Source organism: Kitasatospora sp. NPDC059088, from assembly GCF_042738155.1.
Lineage (GTDB): Bacteria > Actinomycetota > Actinomycetes > Streptomycetales > Streptomycetaceae > Kitasatospora.
Window position 1 is genome coordinate 1 of sequence record NZ_JBHYGR010000042.1, and the last position, 14,132, is coordinate 14,132.

The window sequence follows — 14,132 nt, forward strand, 5'->3', positions numbered from 1 at the left end:
CGGAACAAGATCCCGTTGATCACCCTGCGGTGGTCGTTCCAGCGCCCGCCCCGCCGACCGCTTCCCGGCAGATGCGGTGCCAGCCGGCCCCATTCGTCGTTCGTCAGATCACCCCGCCCCATGCCGGGCACAACGAGCCCGGCATGGAGAAGTCACATGATCCGCCGGACAGAACCTAGCAGCAAGGGCCCAGGCGCCTCCTAGGACCCTTCCAGCCCCGTTCGGCCCCCGTGGTCGGGCGGGGTTTCTTCGTTCCCTCTGGCGGCCGCACAGCCGCTTCAGCCTCAGCCGGCAGGCCGGGAAGGCGGCGCGCTCCAGCGTGCCCAGGAAGGGCATGCGGCCTGCTGCGTAACGCTCGCGTCACACCTTCAGGGAGGCTGTCCCGCTTGCGCGGCTATGTCGCGTTCTCCGGGCAACTGACGCTCCCTACGAAGTACGGGGAATCCGCGAATCAGTCGACCGTCCGTCTCGGATGATGAGATCCGAAGCTCCAAAAGTGAAGAAAAAAGTGAGGATCTGTCCGCTCTTTGTCAGCTTATGCCGCAATCTGCATGCTTTGTCTGGCAATCCCCGCCCTCTATTACCTACGAGAGGGCTTTTCGGCGGACCTCTTCCGCCCTTCCCCCTCAGCCACGGTGACGCCAACCGCCGTGCTCCCTCCTTCGTCCCGTGACAGGGACCACCAGCGCCCCCGCAGGGCCCGTAACACCCGTGTTGGCGCATGGGGTGACGGGCCACCTGCGGGGGTTTTCCACTTCCAGAACCAGTGAGGATCAGCATGTCCGAACAGCACTCCGCGCAGCGCCCGCCCGTCGCTCCCGCACGGGTTACCCGCCATGCCCCCGACGGGACGTGGCAGCTCGCCGTGCAATGCCCCTACTGCCCCGTCGAGCACCAGCACGGGGGCGGCGGCGGCCAGCGGCCCGACATGATGGGCACCCGTGCCCCGCACTGCCAGGGCCCCGTTCGTCTGCCGCATTACGAAATAGCGCCCGAGAACTCCCGCACCGACTGGGACCGGGAGCGGGTCTATGCCCGTTCTCTCATGTGGGCAGCGGAGGAAGAGGCCCGGGGGGCCGCACGCCGGGAGAGTGCTTCGGGGCCCGCCGCGGACCAGCGCAACCACGAACCCTACGCCCTGGCGGATGCGACCGGGCAGCGTGGCCGTACGGGCCGCAACAGCGCGTACCTCGCCGCCTGGCAGGCCAAGAACGAGCGGAGCGGCCAGTGAGCACGGCAACCGAGGCGGTACGCCTGCTGACGCAGCGGGACGGCACCGACGTCGACCGCGCGGAGTTCATCGCGGACAAGGTGCACGGGCGGCTCATCCACGTGGACGGCCCCGGCTGGTACGCGTGGGACGGACGGCACTGGGTGAACGACTCCAGCCATGACGCCGTGGCGCGCGGCATGGTCCACGACGTGTCGAACACCCTGCTGGCCGAGGCGATCGGCGCGGGCAGTGACGCCCTGATCGACGCTGGCAGGGCGCTGCGCACCTCCCGACTGATCACGGCCGCCCTACTGGAGATGCGGGCCATGCCGAGCATCCGGCGCACCGTGGCCGACCTGGACGCGGACCCGTTCGCTCTCGCCTTCCGCAACGGGACCGTAGACCTGCGCACGGGCCGGCTGCGCCCCCACGACCCGGACGACCTGATCACCAGGCTTGTCGACCACGACTACCGCGAGGATGCCGAATGCCCCAACTGGCTCAGTTTTCTTGAGAGTTCACACCCGGACGATCCGGATATGCACACATTCCTGCGGCGCCTCGCGGGGTACGCGGTGACGGGCTCAACGCGAGAGGAGTGCCTTGCGTTCTTCTACGGGTCGGGCCGCAACGGCAAGGGCGTGTTCACCGAGACACTGGGCAAGGTGTTCGCGGCCGTGACCACGGCACAGGAAGCGGAGTTCTGGGAGAAGCAGCGCAACGGCCGCAACGGGTCGCTGGTGGCCAAGCTCCACGGCGCCCGGCTCGTACTGTCCAGCGAGATGACGGCCGCCCGCCTGGACGAAGCGTTCGTGAAGCTGTTCACGGCGGCGGACATGCTCACCGCGAACCAGAAGTACAAGCCCGCGTACGACTTCACGCCGACCGCGCTGCTGATCATGTCCGGCAACGACAAGCCGACCATCCGCGGAACCGACGAAGGCATCTGGCGGCGCTTCCGCTGCGTCCCGTGGGACGAGTCGTTCATCGGCCGGGAGGACAAGGGGCTCAAAGGCCGACTGATGGCCGAAGCGGAAGGCATAGCCGCGTGGGCGATGCGGGGCGCCGTCGAGTGGTTCGAGCATGGCCTGAACGAGCCGGAGCGGGTCACCAGGGCGACCGACGAGTACCGGGAGGAGTCCGACCCGTTCGCGGACTGGGTGGAGGCCAACTTCGCGGTCCAGCCGGACGGCTTCGTGTCCAACAGCGAGATCAAGCAGCGCGGTGAACAGGTGTATCCGAAGCTGCCCGGACAGCCGCAGGCGTGGTCCAAGGCCGTGGCCCGGCAGTTCGGCGCGAATGTCGGCAAGCGGGGCGGCAAGCGCGGTGTGATCGGCGTCCGCCTGGCGGTCGTCCAGCGGGACGTGTTCGGACAGGTTCGCTGACCAGCGGGAACGGCGCAGCCAGGACACTTGGACACTTGGGGGGTCGGTTCCCTAAACCTTCTCTGTACGCGTATGGGGAGAGTTGCTGCAATCAGTCTCGAAAGTGTCCAAGTGTCCACCTGCCGCTGGCTGAGGGGTTGAGGGACCGGCCCGCGCGTGCTGCACAACGCCCCCCAGGCGGGTACCCCCCTTCGGTCCCAGCCTGGACCGGGAGGGAGGGAAAACTCTCGCGTGGCTGTTCAGGGCGTTTGCGCGGACAGGGTCCATGGTGGGGTGGTCTCTGGACGCTCGCCGTGGGGCCCTACCCTCGTTTTGCGCGTCTCCGCGCTCCCTCCCTTGTACATGGACACCAGGTCATGGGCGCTGACGGAAAAGGAGGCGGAGTACGGCCATGGCCCGGCTCCGCATAGCCGGGTCTCGATGGACGACGGCGATGATGACCAGTGCGACGACGATGCCCTGTGTCGGGAGAAGCAAGTTCATGCCCGAGACCGTAGCTCGTCCCAACCTTGCTATCCACGACCGGAGTTGGGAGGAAAGGTAAGGTAAGTAAGGTAATTAAGGGCGCTACCTGCTGTGCGGCCGACCCTCGCGTCACCCCGCTACCAGGCAGATTCACCCCGGCGCATGGCGGGCGCGATTGGTGGCCTCCTCAGGAGCCAGGTGTCCCGTCTCATTTGATCTTTGCCGGTGTCGTAGTGCCTGAGCTGGGCTGATGCAATAGGCGTGAGACCGCGTGGCCTCGCTGGTCTCACGTCTCGTTGTCGGTCAGGTGGGTTTGCCAGCTGGTGTCTCAGGTTCGGTTGCCGCTGATCCGGGTTTCGAGGTGGGACAGGTTGAGGAGGCGATAGACCGTCGCCTGGGAGACCTTGAACTTCTTGGCCAGGGAGGGGACGCGGGCGCCGTCGGCGTGCTCCTGGATGAGGTCCTGGATCTGGTGGTTGTTGAGCTTGGGAGGACGTCCGCCGATGCGGCCTTGGACTCGGGCGGAGGCAAGGCCGTCGTTGGTGTTCGCGGCGACGAACTGTGCGTTGAGGTCAGCGAGGGTGGCGAGCATGCCGAAGAGGTCGCGGCCGTCAAGACTTTCGCTGTCGATCTGCTGCTCGACCACGTGCAGACGGACGCCGCGGTTGCGGAGGTCGGTGCCCAGGACGACCAGGTTCTGGACGGAGTAGAAGAGCCGGTCCAAGCGCGTGATCTTGAGGGTGTCGCCTGCCCGGAGGCGGGGCAGCAGTAGGTCGCGTTCGGGCCAGGCCGACTTGTGGCCGTTGGCGCGTTCGACGTAGATGTCGTTCTCGGCGACGCCGGCCGCGAGGAGCGTGCTGATCTGGGTGACCGGGCTCTGGCCGATGACGGTGCGGACGTAGCCGACTGTCATCGGGCCGTCGGCGCGTTGGACCACCGGGGAGTCGAGTCGGCGGTTGTTTCGGGTCATTGTGCTCCCGCCCTGCCTGTGCTTATGGGAAGTAATACGGCAACTTGACTAATAATCAATCAGAGCAAGGTCCCGCCCCGTCCTGTGGCGGACATGTTCAAGCATTAACTCGGCCCACTGTCCGCGCTCCAGCTGGCATCTCATGATGATCTCGCGGATGCCGATTTCATTCTGCCGCTTCTCCTCAATGGGGAGAATATCAAATTCCTTAATCATGGCGGTCGCATTGCGGAGCAAGTTGAACAGAGTCCCAGATCGAACTGTGGCGATGCCAATATGGGTAAGCTCCGCCGTCCTCAAGCGCAGTTCTTTGGAGTGATCCGTTGACTCCGTGTCAAACTGGGCGGGATCAAGCCTCTGCATCAACGAGTCCTCAAGTGCCCGCCTGAGAAGGTCCAGCCATAGATCCGCGACGACGCGGGCTCGAACGTACCTGTCGAGGTCCAGAGCTATCTGGCTCTCAGTTGCTGCCTCCCTGACGCTCTCTTGTCGCCGCCGTTCCAGCCGAAGGGGACCGAAGTACCCCAGTGCCGCTCCCGTCATGGTGCCCGCGAAGCCGCAAATGGTCCCAATCAGTGCCGAATCCATCCTAATTTTCCTTCCCGAGAACCGCGCCGTCCGTAGCCGTGAGCAGAACCGACTGCCGTTCACCCCAAGACCAGATGGCGATCCATCCTCAGCATGGCCTGGCGGGCAAGCCTCAAAACAGCCTGCCAAGGTTCTCCCTGAGCTGATCTCAACCTCATCCACAATTCCGCGTGTTATTCACGCCGCAAATCACGGACCTGACCTGCTCGAAGAGGTCACAGCCTTGGATGACCTCCAATCTGGGTATGGTGGTGGCGTTCGGCCTCGATCCAGAAGGTGAGCGGGTCGTTGGAGGCGATCTTGTCGTCCCAGTAGCCAGGGGCGGCGCGGTCGCGGACCTCTTGGACGAAGCGCCGGTAGTCGCCGGTGCTGCCGGTGAACGGCAGGGCTCGCAGGGCGGGGGTCAGGAAGAGGTCGGCCAGCGCGACGACCTCGGGATAGCCGCAGGCCGCGAGGGTGAGGCTCTGGCCGTGGCCGGCCCAGGCCGGGTCGCGCAGGACGCCCCGGCGGCGGTCCAGGGCCTTGGTGAAGCGCCGGTTGTCCCACCAGGTGCCGCAGATCCGCAGTGCGTCGTCCATCGCGCGGGCGGCGTCCCGCCAGCCGTGTCGGCGGATCAGCCGGTAGTGGCGGCGCTGGGCTTGGATGATCTCCGGCAGGGCTGTGACGGCGAACTGCTGTCCGTGGGCTCCGGTCCAGCGGCAGTGCCGCAGGCAGAGGGCCGTGCCGGGTGGAGTCCAGTGCCGGGCATGGCGGACCCGCTTGGCCGCCAGGCAGAGCGCGCAGACCGGGCGGAGGGACCAGCCCGGGTTGAGCCGGTCGCGGCAGGCCGGCGGCAGCAGCGCGGTGAAGTCCGCGGAGGCCAGGTCGGGCAGCGCGAGCAGGAGCCGGACCAGCGGTTGGCTGGCGGCCTGGGCGAGAGCGGCGGGCAGCGGGATCCGGTCCGTGCGGAACGGCCGCGGGCCGGCGAGCTGGTCGTGGAGGTCGTCCGGGAAGAGCCTGTTCGCCATCGCCAGGCGCTCGATGTAGGAGTCCTTGCTCTCGCGGTGGAGCGGAGCGACGGACCGGGGCAGGGGCCGCAGCCGTGAAGGAGGCAGGAACGCCGTCACGCCGCGTCGTCCTCGGTGTCGTCCGCTTCCGGAGTGGGCGGCTCGGACTGGGTGCTGTGGTCGACGGGGATGCTGTCCAGCAGACGGCGCGTCACCTGCTCGCTGCCGTCGGCGATCGCGCTGATCGCTGCCGCGCGAAGCAGGTGGGACAGGCTGCTGATGCTGCCGCCGATTCGGGCGTGCAGGTATCGGGCGAGCCGGGCCAGCGATCCCGGCTCGTGCCGGTGCAGCCGCAGGGCCTGTTCCATCGTGGCGATCATCGCGCGCCATTCGGCCTGGCAGGCGAAGTTGCCGGTGTGCTGGAGCACGCAACGGGCGGCGATCTGCTTGCCTCGGACCCCGGTGAACAGGCCCTCGCGCTCGACGTTGATGCCCGCGTAGACGAACGTGGCGGGGATGTGCTCCGCGAAGTACTTCAGGTGGTCGGACAGGTCCTTGCCGGTGGACGTGGCCATGTTGATGTTGTGGATCTCGTCGACCAGCACCAGGTCGCACTTCGCGTCGATTAGGATCTCGCAGACCGCGTCGGCGATGTCCATCTCGTTGTGCCGCGACTTCAGCGGCAGGTCCAGGAAGTGCGCGAAGCGGGTCGCGAGCTTGCGCGGGGATCCGTTGGGCGGGGCGGAGATGTAGACGACCGGGATGCGCTCGTTGCCGGGATAGCGCTGACGGACCCGCAGCTCGTGCGCACGGCCCAGCTGCTTGATCGCGGTGGACTTACCCGTCGCCCAGGGGCCGGAGACGATCAGGCCGCGCCGGGCGCTGATCTCCCGCCGGTTCAGCAGGGTCAGCCGCCGGCCCTGGTGCAGCACCTCGCGGATCGTCGGGGTCTCCACGATGATCAGCTCGGAGTGGTAGGTGACCCTGGCCTCGTCGTATCGGTCCCGCTCACCCGGTGTCAGGGCGAGCCAGTCGTCCGCGGGCAGCAGCGTGAAGGTGAGCGGGTCCTCGTGGACGAATCGGCGCCAGCCCTCCAGCGTCGTTGTGGGGTCGCGCCGGTCGTCCGGCATCTGGAAGTTCGTATCGGTTACCACCACTTCTTTGCCTCCCGGCGTGCGTCGAAGACCTTGAGCGGAACGATGTCGGCGAGTGCCTCCTCCTCGTCGTCCGGCGGTGCCGCGGCTGGGCGGGCCGGAGGATCCGGTGGAGCGGGCGGTGCGGGGCGGGGCCAGGTGGGTTCGCCGGTCGCCTCGGTCCGGGCGGCGACTTTCGCGCTGCGGTCGCGGCGGCGGGGCCTGCGCGGGGACGGGACATCGGGCGGTCCCTGGCCAGCGCGTTCGAGCAGGTCGCGGGTGGCTGCGGCGAGCGCGTCCTCGGTGACGGACAGGCCCTGGTCGCGCAGGTCGCGGACGCTGTGGTCCCAGGCGAGTTCGCCGAACGGGGTGGCGGTCTTGCCCAACAGCCGCCATGGGGCCGTGATCCAGCGGCCCTCGATGTGGTCGCGCAGCCAGACCAGCCGGATGTCGTAGGGGTCGTGGCGGACCTCCCAGCGGTTGTCGTGCTCGGCGATCCCGGACTTCTGACGCCGCAGCGGGACCAGCTCGTCGCAGTCGTAGATCCGGTGATTGATCTTGAGCCCGTAGGAGTTGACGGCCTGCCAGCGCGCGGGCAGAAGCTCCAGATAGTCCTCCGCGCTGAGCGGCAACGGCAGGTAGCCGGCCGTTTCGACCAGCGACGCGTACTTCTCGTTCGGACTGAACGTCCGCCCCGGAGCGAGGGGGTCGCGCAGGGAGTCGTGGGGCCGGTTCTGCCAGAGGACGATCCACTCCTGCAGCAGTTCCTGCAGCTGGTGCAGCGACCACAGCGGCTCGTCCTCCACCTTCCGTCCGCGGTGCTCGGCCGAACGGCCCGTGTAGCCACTCAGGAACTGGGCGAACAGCGAGGCGGCCGATCCCAGGGTCCGCTCGACGTGGGGCTTGTGGGTCGGCGTCCGGGGCGGGGCGTGGACCACTTCGGTGCCGAACGCGTTGCAGGCGGTGTGGAAGTTCTTCGACAAGAACGCCTTCCCGCCGTCGACCACGATGGCCTCGGGGATGATCAGCGGGACCGCCGCCGCGTGCTGGAGCCGCTCGTCCACCGACAGCAGCCGCTGGTAGGGCAGGGCGGAGTACTCCATCCGCAGGGCCTCTGGCCAGCCCGGCCGCATCGGCGCCGGAGTGACCGCCCGGGCCAACAGCAGCGCGGCATCCACGGACTTCGTCGTCGGCCGCAGCACCGCCGCGGCGATCGTCCTCGTCGCGATATCGACCAGACCGGTCAGCTCGACGCGGTCCACCACCCCGTTCTCCAACCGGACCATCACGTCGAACGGCGTGGAGTCGATCTCCATCAACTCACCCGGCCGGCAGACCACCACGTCCTCGAAGACGCGGTCGGGCTGGTTGGCCAGCGCGCGTCGAGTGCGGGCGGACCCGGTCGTGTGGCGCCCAGCGTCCAGCCGGTCGAACAGGCGGTAGAACGTGGCGCGCGACGGCATCGCGGCTGGCGGGCCGTCCAGCTTGGCGACCGCTTGGCCGACCTTCTCGAAGTAGTAGCTGACGGTGTGCGTCGACCGGTCGGCGGCGTCGCCCATCAGCTGCCGCAGCACCCCGACCACCCGCGGGTCGACCTGTCCCGCCGCTTGACGGCGCGGAGCCGCGTGTCGGTCGACCATGCCCAGCACCCCTTGCTGCTGGTAGCGGCGCCGACGCCACCGGACCGTGTGCGGACTGACCCGGCGGCCCGTCTCCGCGCTCAGTTCGACGGCCTTCGCCGCCTCTCGCTGCGTGAGCGTCTGCGTCGCCGGGTCGAACTCGGCCTTCGGGACGGCCCCAGCCGGGGCATCCGGCGGCAGGCCGGTCAGCACCTCGGTCATGTGGCGGTGCCACCACAGGGCCTTCTCTGCATGCTCCGGCGCCACCCCGTCCAGCAGGCCGGCCGGCAGCACCGGCGCCGCTCCGCCGGAGCCGACCACCTCGAAACCGGCCGACGTCATCAGCGTGGGCATGTGCATCGCGCTGATCCGGCCCAGCTGGTCGGCCAGCCGGACGAGAACGCCGGACAGGCCGACCACAGTGTGCAGTTGGCCGTCGAACCGGACCCGGTCACCTGGCCGCACCACCGCCGGACGCCTCAGCGCACTCACGCCGGCCTCACGATCGTGTCGCGCTGGAACGGGCTGCCCATGTCGATGAGCAACCGATGCCGCCAGAGCAAGTGGTAGAGCACCGGCAGCACTGCCAGGCGGTCCCCGACCTGCTCGGCCCCGGTGAACAGCCCTGTCGGAACCTCGAACACCTCCAGAAGCCGGGATGCGGCCGGTTCCAGCAGGTAGCGCGGATGCCGGTAGCCCGCCAGCCACTTCACCTTCGCGAACAGCACGGGGTCGATCCCACCGACCCTGCGGAAGTGCCAGCCGGCCAGCTCACAGGCCCGCGCGGTCGCCGCGAACGCCTCCGCGTCGGCCGGCTCGATCCGGTCGTCCGGGCGGACGTCCACCACGGCGGCGCTGCCGTCTGCGAAGCGGGCGAAGAAGTCCGGGACGTGCCCGTGCCGCCCCCTCGACCCCGGCCAGAACAGCCGGAACGGTTGCGCGGCAAGCCCGGTGACCTCGGGGTCGAAGTCCAGCAGCATCGCGTGATGCCGCTCCAACTGCGACTCGCAGGACAGCTGACCGCCAGTCGTCGCTGACCAGTAATCCCTGGTCACCGACCCCTGGCCGGCGTACGACCGCACAGCGCGTACCGGGCGAGCCCGCTCGAACCGCGACGTCCAGCACGTCGGCAGCGGCTCCCGACGCAGCACCAACTCCTCATCGGTGAACGCGACGGCGAACTCCATCGCCCTCATCACCCCGACATTCACCAGCACCCCCGGCACCCGTGGCCCGCCTCCGAGCCCTGATCCGAGGAAGCCATAGACGGGCACCGTTGAGCAGCAAGAACCGACTCAAACCGCCCCGGAGAGGGAACCGGAGGTGAGACGAACCGTGATCACCGGCAATTTCGGACGAGACAGACGTCGCTGGGCGACAACCTCAGCTGAGACTGCTGCCCGCGTGGTTGACCAGCACGGCAACCAGACCTGAGACCTGGCACGATCCGGGCAACGGGAACCGAGACAGCGACAACGAAGCGTGCGACGGGACACCAGGCGATGTTCGCGGCTCTCGATGTGACGGTGGGTCACCTTCGATGGGCGTCTCAGAAACGATGGTTTGTGAGACAGTCTGCCGGCAGGGCACAAAGACCCCGATTCAGTGTTCAAAACCCGTCTCAAAGCATGCCCGGAACCCATGGTGTTATGAGACGAGTTCTGAGACGATTGAGACATGACGACGACCAAGACCACCGGCCACCTGATCGGCTACGCCCGAGTTTCCTCCGACGACCAGGAGGCGCAGCTCCAGCACGACGCGCTGACCGAAGCGGGTTGCGCCCGGATCTTCACCGACAAGGCCAGCGGGAAGAACACCGACCGCCCAGAACTGTCGGCCGTCCTGGACTACCTCCGCCCCGGCGACACCCTGTGCGTGTGGAAGCTGGACCGCTTCGCCCGCTCGCTCATCGACCTGGTGACGATGGTGGACGCCCTGTCGGCGCGCGGGATCGGCTTCAAGGTCCTGACGGGCGCGCTGGCGAGCATCGACCCGAACACTCCGGACGGGCGACTCATGCTCCAGGTGGTTGGCGCAATGGCGGAGTTCGAGCGTTCGTTGATCAAGGACCGCACCCGCGCCGGACTGGAAGCGGCCAAGGCTCAGGGACGGACCGGTGGGCGGCCGTCCGTGATCAGCGAGGACAAGCTGACGATAGCCCGCACCCGGCAGGCGAAGGGGGAGAGCGTGAGCAGCATCGCGAAGGCACTCGGGATCAGCCGGGCGACGCTGTACCGCCACCTCGGGTAGGAGTGACGTACCACCGATGTATCACCACCCGCCCCGTGCCGATACCACGGACAGTCCAACAAACCAACCACGCACGAGATCGTTACTGCGAACGCCCCATTTGCTTCAATGCTGTCATCTATGATGAGCCATCGGGAATAGTATGAAGTACAAGATTGGGGGCGAGGCTCGGTGATTCGCACGGCCGCAGATCTTCTTTCGGAAATTCTCCGCAAAGAGTTGCCCAAGCTTGATCAGGTCCCCATAAAGCACGCCCCGACGATTGGGGACATGTACGAGGGACTGTCTTCTAACATATTGAATCGCGCCCTTCCAGATGGCTTGGGGCTGCGAGTGGTGACCGGATTTGCCTGCGATGGCGATGGCCGCATTTCTGGCCAAATGGACTGCATGGTAGTAAAGGGGGAAGGAGAACGACTGCCATACAGTGAAACTTACGTATGGCATGTGAAAGACATCATTGCCGTCATCGAGGTAAAGAAAAATCTTCACTCGGCCGAGCTTCGCGACGCATTTTCCCAACTCAAGACGGTCAGCGCAATTGAGCACCCTTATTATCAAGGCGCTGAGGAGCTAGAGGACCCCCATCGGAGCATGGGACCCTCAATCAGAACGTTTGCCGAGATGACCGGGCGGGCCGCCTGGGGGGCAGAAGGGATTGCCACCCTCTCATATGAAGAGGAGGCCATACTTAATGCCCTTGCCTTGGAGCAGGTCTCCGCAATCCGAGTCATTCTTGGAATGCATGGATTCAAGAGTGAGCAAAACTTCCGATCCTCAATGGTGGATTACCTTGAGGAGAACATCGGAAATATTGGCTTCGGTCCGACAGATTTTCCTCAGCTAATCATCTCCGGCAGCTATTCTCTCGTGAAGACCAATGGGCGGCCATTCATGGCACCCTTGGTCGACGGCTGGTGGCCTTTCTACTTCTCGACGCCAGAAAACCCACTGCAGCTACTGCTGGAATTCATATGGACGCGGCTAGATGAAATGTATGGATTTGGCCAGCAACTCTGGGGAGAAGATCTTGAGACGGAGGTTGGCAGGGGCCTATTGAGCTTCCGCGCTGTCCAGGTCGATGGGAGACGTGGCTGGCAAGCGAGAGTGCATGAGGTCGACAAAGAAGCGCTCGACAGGATTCCGGTCACTGAACAGTGGAGCCCCAGCTTTATCGGGGAGGAGGAATTTGCTTTGCTTATGCGGTTGTGTCAAGGCAAGGAAGTCCACGCCAATGACTCTGAAATGTTGTCATGGCTAGAGTCTCGCGGAATTGAATATGATGACGTGCGCGATCGCCTCCTGGAGACTCACCTTGTCGCATCTTACGGGCAGCAACTAAAGCTCATCGCAAAGGAATGCGGGCTGGCAGTTCTCCCGACTGGTGAATATGTCGCCGCAGAGAACAGCACTGGCCGCTTGAATCGCTGGATCGCCCGCCGGATGGAGTCGCACGAATATGCTTCGAATAAGCGGGAAGAATGAATTTCCAATAGATCCGACTCGGTTCGTACTTACTGCGAGTTAGCGGTTCTCCCTGTGCCCGGGTGGGAGTGTTGCGGAAAGTTTAATAGGCTATCGTCTCACGATCCCAGCTCCGGCATCGCGTACGCGCCCTGAGTGTGATGCCGTTTCCAAGCCCCAAATTCGCCAACTGGGCTTCAAGCCAGGCAAGTTCGGTTCAGGCAAACCAAGTAAAGACACCTTTTAAGAGGGTCTTAAGCCCTACTAATGGGCGTTACAGCTTTCCTCAGCACTACTGAAAGAGCCCCCGCACCGTCCCGTCCTTGTCGAGCGAGGCCGGATGCGGGGGCTCTTCCCCTTGCGCACTGTGAGGCAGGCTACGCCTCCGGTGGCACGCTGTAGCGACTCAGGACGTCGTCTGCCGTGGACTTGTCCAAGAGGCGCAGTTCCCACGGCCCGGTGTTGACGTCGAACTCCTTGCCGAAGCCGACCCACTTGCCGGCCATGCGACGGCCGGTCGGGTCGACCAGCAACTGAATGGCGCCGTGGTACCTGGCCCCCTGGTAGTAGCCGTCCTGTGCGGTCTGCTCCACCCAGGAGCCCGTCACGACGTTCCGATCAACGGTGAGATCGAAGGACAGCGGCGAGTCCGGATTGGACGACGCCCCGGGGAGGGAACGCCCCGTGATCCGGTTCCCGTTCTGGGACAGCACGACGTGGTGCAGGCCGGTGAACGTGTTCTCCCGGCTGCTGCTGAAAAACTCGTAGTGACTGACCCAGACTCCCGAGTAGTCCTCACCTGTAGGAGCGGGCGCGGCCTGCACGGGCACGCCCGGTTCATCACTGGTCACGTCGTGCCCTCCTGTACCGTCCACGCTGACCCTTGGCGGCAACTGTGGCGACTCGAAGCCAAGGCGGTCAACGGGAATCTTGGTGACAGCCTCAAGGGCTCGAACGTACACCGGACGGGGATACCTCACCTCTCCCGACTCCCAGCGCTGAACCAGGCGCTTGCTGGCGTCGTTCGGCTCCCCTTGATCCTCCCCGACTGCCCGCAGCCGCTTCGCGAACTCGTCCTGGCTGAGACGGAGCCCGAGGCGTACGGCCCGAAGGGTCTCATTCGGCGTAGTCATGGCTAGACGATAGGCCCGAACGTCGCCCAATGACGCCGAAATGACGTCTTGCCAGGACTCCGGAGTGACGCCCTCACGCCGTCGCAATGGCTCACAACGTCGGGGCACGATCAGCCTGCTGACAGTCAGAGGACCACGGAACCGGAGTCGGAGAGCGGTGACGATGACACGCGAGGACCACGAGGCCGATCGCCACAGGCGACCGCCCGGCAAGCGCGCCAGCCCGGCCTTGATCGCCGCTTGCCGCGCCGACTACCGCGAGGCCAGGGCGGACGACGACCGGCGCCCTCCGGACCCCTTCAAGTACGCCCTGCTGGGGTGGGAGGACGTGACCAGTGGCGCCGCCTGACAGCCGGCCGAGGTGCGCCGTGTGCGCCTCCTTCGCCAAGATCGCCCGCGCGTTCGCGGAGTCGCCCCAGCTTCCGGATCAGTCGGTGCTGCGCGAGATCGAGCTTCGCCGCCTGGCGCACGAACTCACCTGCAAGGCGGTGGCGCGTGTCGCTTCGTGAGATCGCCCGGCGGACACCGGATACGCCCGCCCCGGACGCTGATCAGTGCCCCGGCTGCCAGTACTTCGCCGAGGATTTCCCCACGATCGCACGGAACTTGGCGCGTAGACGGGCGCAGCACATCGCGGACGGCGAATGCCTGGTGGTGCACGATGTCGCCGAGTGAGCCGGAGTACCTGCCGCCGGACTGGACGAGCTTCCTGGGCGGGCCGGTGCCGTACCCGGTTGACCAGGACGACCAGGGCGGCACCGAGAAGGACACCGTGCCGTCCTTGGAGCCCGTCCCCGACTCGCCGACCATGGCCCGTCTCAGGATCGCTACGGCGATCGCCAACGCCCGTTCCCGCTTGGGCATTTGAGACTCCCATCCCAACCGGGTGGGGACCGCAAGGAAGATCGAGAGAGAGGACAGTG

14 protein-coding genes and 1 pseudogene are annotated in these 14,132 nt (G+C 66.2%); 7 read left to right on the forward strand and 8 right to left on the reverse strand.

All coding sequences use genetic code 11. From position 1 onward, the window contains the following. Positions 1-122 (reverse strand): annotated as a pseudogene (locus tag ACFWXO_RS20185) (IS5/IS1182 family transposase); the annotation flags it as partial. 656 nt (positions 123-778) lie between these two features. On the opposite strand from ACFWXO_RS20185, the gene ACFWXO_RS20190 reads away from it, so the two are divergent. Together ACFWXO_RS20190 and ACFWXO_RS20195 are read left to right on the forward strand one after the other, a co-directional pair. Beyond that, positions 779-1,231 (forward strand): hypothetical protein, encoded by a 453-nt coding sequence (locus tag ACFWXO_RS20190; RefSeq protein ID WP_380525209.1) that lies wholly within the window; start codon positions 779-781, stop codon positions 1,229-1,231. Then, on the forward strand, positions 1,228-2,598 hold the full coding sequence (locus tag ACFWXO_RS20195; RefSeq protein ID WP_380525210.1) for a phage/plasmid primase, P4 family: 1,371 nt from the start codon (positions 1,228-1,230) through the stop codon (positions 2,596-2,598). The genes ACFWXO_RS20190 and ACFWXO_RS20195 overlap by 4 nt, the downstream gene beginning before the upstream one ends. Before the next feature lie 793 nt (positions 2,599-3,391). On the opposite strand, the gene ACFWXO_RS20200 is transcribed toward ACFWXO_RS20195, so the two are convergent. The 6 genes from ACFWXO_RS20200 to ACFWXO_RS20225 all read right to left on the reverse strand — a co-directional run bounded on the left by ACFWXO_RS20200 (position 3,392) and on the right by ACFWXO_RS20225 (position 9,546). Further along, a complete protein-coding gene (locus tag ACFWXO_RS20200) occupies positions 3,392-4,033 on the reverse strand; it encodes a recombinase family protein (RefSeq protein WP_380525211.1) in 642 nt (213 codons plus the stop codon). Between the two features lie 48 nt (positions 4,034-4,081). Beyond that, positions 4,082-4,621, reverse strand: coding sequence for a hypothetical protein (locus ACFWXO_RS20205; RefSeq protein ID WP_380525212.1), 540 nt, complete (start codon positions 4,619-4,621; stop codon positions 4,082-4,084). A gap of 215 nt (positions 4,622-4,836) precedes the next feature. Then, positions 4,837-5,727 carry a TniQ family protein gene (locus tag ACFWXO_RS20210; RefSeq protein ID WP_380525213.1) on the reverse strand — a complete coding sequence of 297 codons (891 nt, stop codon included), beginning with the start codon at positions 5,725-5,727 and terminating at the stop codon, positions 4,837-4,839. Further along, positions 5,724-6,737, reverse strand: coding sequence for an ATP-binding protein (locus ACFWXO_RS20215; RefSeq protein WP_380525214.1), 1,014 nt, complete (start codon positions 6,735-6,737; stop codon positions 5,724-5,726). Before ACFWXO_RS20215 ends, ACFWXO_RS20210 begins: the two co-directional genes overlap by 4 nt. A 17-nt stretch (positions 6,738-6,754) precedes the next feature. Then, entirely contained in the window at positions 6,755-8,851 is a 2,097-nt protein-coding gene (locus tag ACFWXO_RS20220; RefSeq protein ID WP_380525215.1) for an integrase, read from the reverse strand. After that, positions 8,848-9,546 carry a TnsA-like heteromeric transposase endonuclease subunit gene (locus tag ACFWXO_RS20225; RefSeq protein WP_380525216.1) on the reverse strand — a complete coding sequence of 233 codons (699 nt, stop codon included), beginning with the start codon at positions 9,544-9,546 and terminating at the stop codon, positions 8,848-8,850. The genes ACFWXO_RS20220 and ACFWXO_RS20225 overlap by 4 nt, the downstream gene beginning before the upstream one ends. Before the next feature lie 490 nt (positions 9,547-10,036). Here ACFWXO_RS20225 and ACFWXO_RS20230 point away from each other — a divergent pair, with 490 nt between their 5' ends. Further along, positions 10,037-10,612: a recombinase family protein gene (locus ACFWXO_RS20230; RefSeq protein WP_380525217.1), complete on the forward strand. Its 576-nt coding sequence runs from the start codon at positions 10,037-10,039 to the stop codon at positions 10,610-10,612. Between the two features lie 171 nt (positions 10,613-10,783). Next, a complete protein-coding gene (locus ACFWXO_RS20235) occupies positions 10,784-12,097 on the forward strand; it encodes a DUF6602 domain-containing protein (protein ID WP_380525219.1) in 1,314 nt (437 codons plus the stop codon). Between the two features lie 356 nt (positions 12,098-12,453). Here the strand turns inward: ACFWXO_RS20235 and ACFWXO_RS20240 are convergent, their stop codons facing one another. Beyond that, positions 12,454-13,209: a helix-turn-helix domain-containing protein gene (locus ACFWXO_RS20240; protein WP_380525220.1), complete on the reverse strand. Its 756-nt coding sequence runs from the start codon at positions 13,207-13,209 to the stop codon at positions 12,454-12,456. A gap of 157 nt (positions 13,210-13,366) precedes the next feature. Here ACFWXO_RS20240 and ACFWXO_RS20245 point away from each other — a divergent pair, with 157 nt between their 5' ends. The 3 genes from ACFWXO_RS20245 to ACFWXO_RS20255 all read left to right on the forward strand — a co-directional run bounded on the left by ACFWXO_RS20245 (position 13,367) and on the right by ACFWXO_RS20255 (position 14,077). After that, positions 13,367-13,558 carry a hypothetical protein gene (locus tag ACFWXO_RS20245; protein WP_380525221.1) on the forward strand — a complete coding sequence of 64 codons (192 nt, stop codon included), beginning with the start codon at positions 13,367-13,369 and terminating at the stop codon, positions 13,556-13,558. A gap of 19 nt (positions 13,559-13,577) precedes the next feature. Then, positions 13,578-13,718: a hypothetical protein gene (locus ACFWXO_RS20250; RefSeq protein ID WP_380525222.1), complete on the forward strand. Its 141-nt coding sequence runs from the start codon at positions 13,578-13,580 to the stop codon at positions 13,716-13,718. Between the two features lie 152 nt (positions 13,719-13,870). Further along, complete coding sequence (locus tag ACFWXO_RS20255; RefSeq protein WP_380525223.1) at positions 13,871-14,077, forward strand: hypothetical protein; 207 nt, start codon at positions 13,871-13,873, stop codon at positions 14,075-14,077. The last annotated feature ends 55 nt before the right edge of the window (positions 14,078-14,132 follow it).

Bases quoted from the DNA above. Each gene is read 5' to 3' on its own strand.
- ACFWXO_RS20190 (WP_380525209.1), top strand. From the start codon at position 779: ATGTCCGAACAGCACTCCGCGCAGCGCCCGCCCGTCGCTCCCGCACGG.
- ACFWXO_RS20200 (WP_380525211.1), bottom strand. From the start codon at position 4,033: ATGACCCGAAACAACCGCCGACTCGACTCCCCGGTGGTCCAACGCGCC.
- ACFWXO_RS20205 (WP_380525212.1), bottom strand. From the start codon at position 4,621: ATGGATTCGGCACTGATTGGGACCATTTGCGGCTTCGCGGGCACCATG.
- ACFWXO_RS20215 (WP_380525214.1), bottom strand. From the start codon at position 6,737: ATGCCGGACGACCGGCGCGACCCCACAACGACGCTGGAGGGCTGGCGC.
- ACFWXO_RS20225 (WP_380525216.1), bottom strand. From the start codon at position 9,546: ATGGAGTTCGCCGTCGCGTTCACCGATGAGGAGTTGGTGCTGCGTCGG.
- ACFWXO_RS20230 (WP_380525217.1), top strand. From the start codon at position 10,037: ATGACGACGACCAAGACCACCGGCCACCTGATCGGCTACGCCCGAGTT.
- ACFWXO_RS20240 (WP_380525220.1), bottom strand. From the start codon at position 13,209: ATGACTACGCCGAATGAGACCCTTCGGGCCGTACGCCTCGGGCTCCGT.
- ACFWXO_RS20255 (WP_380525223.1), top strand. From the start codon at position 13,871: ATGTCGCCGAGTGAGCCGGAGTACCTGCCGCCGGACTGGACGAGCTTC.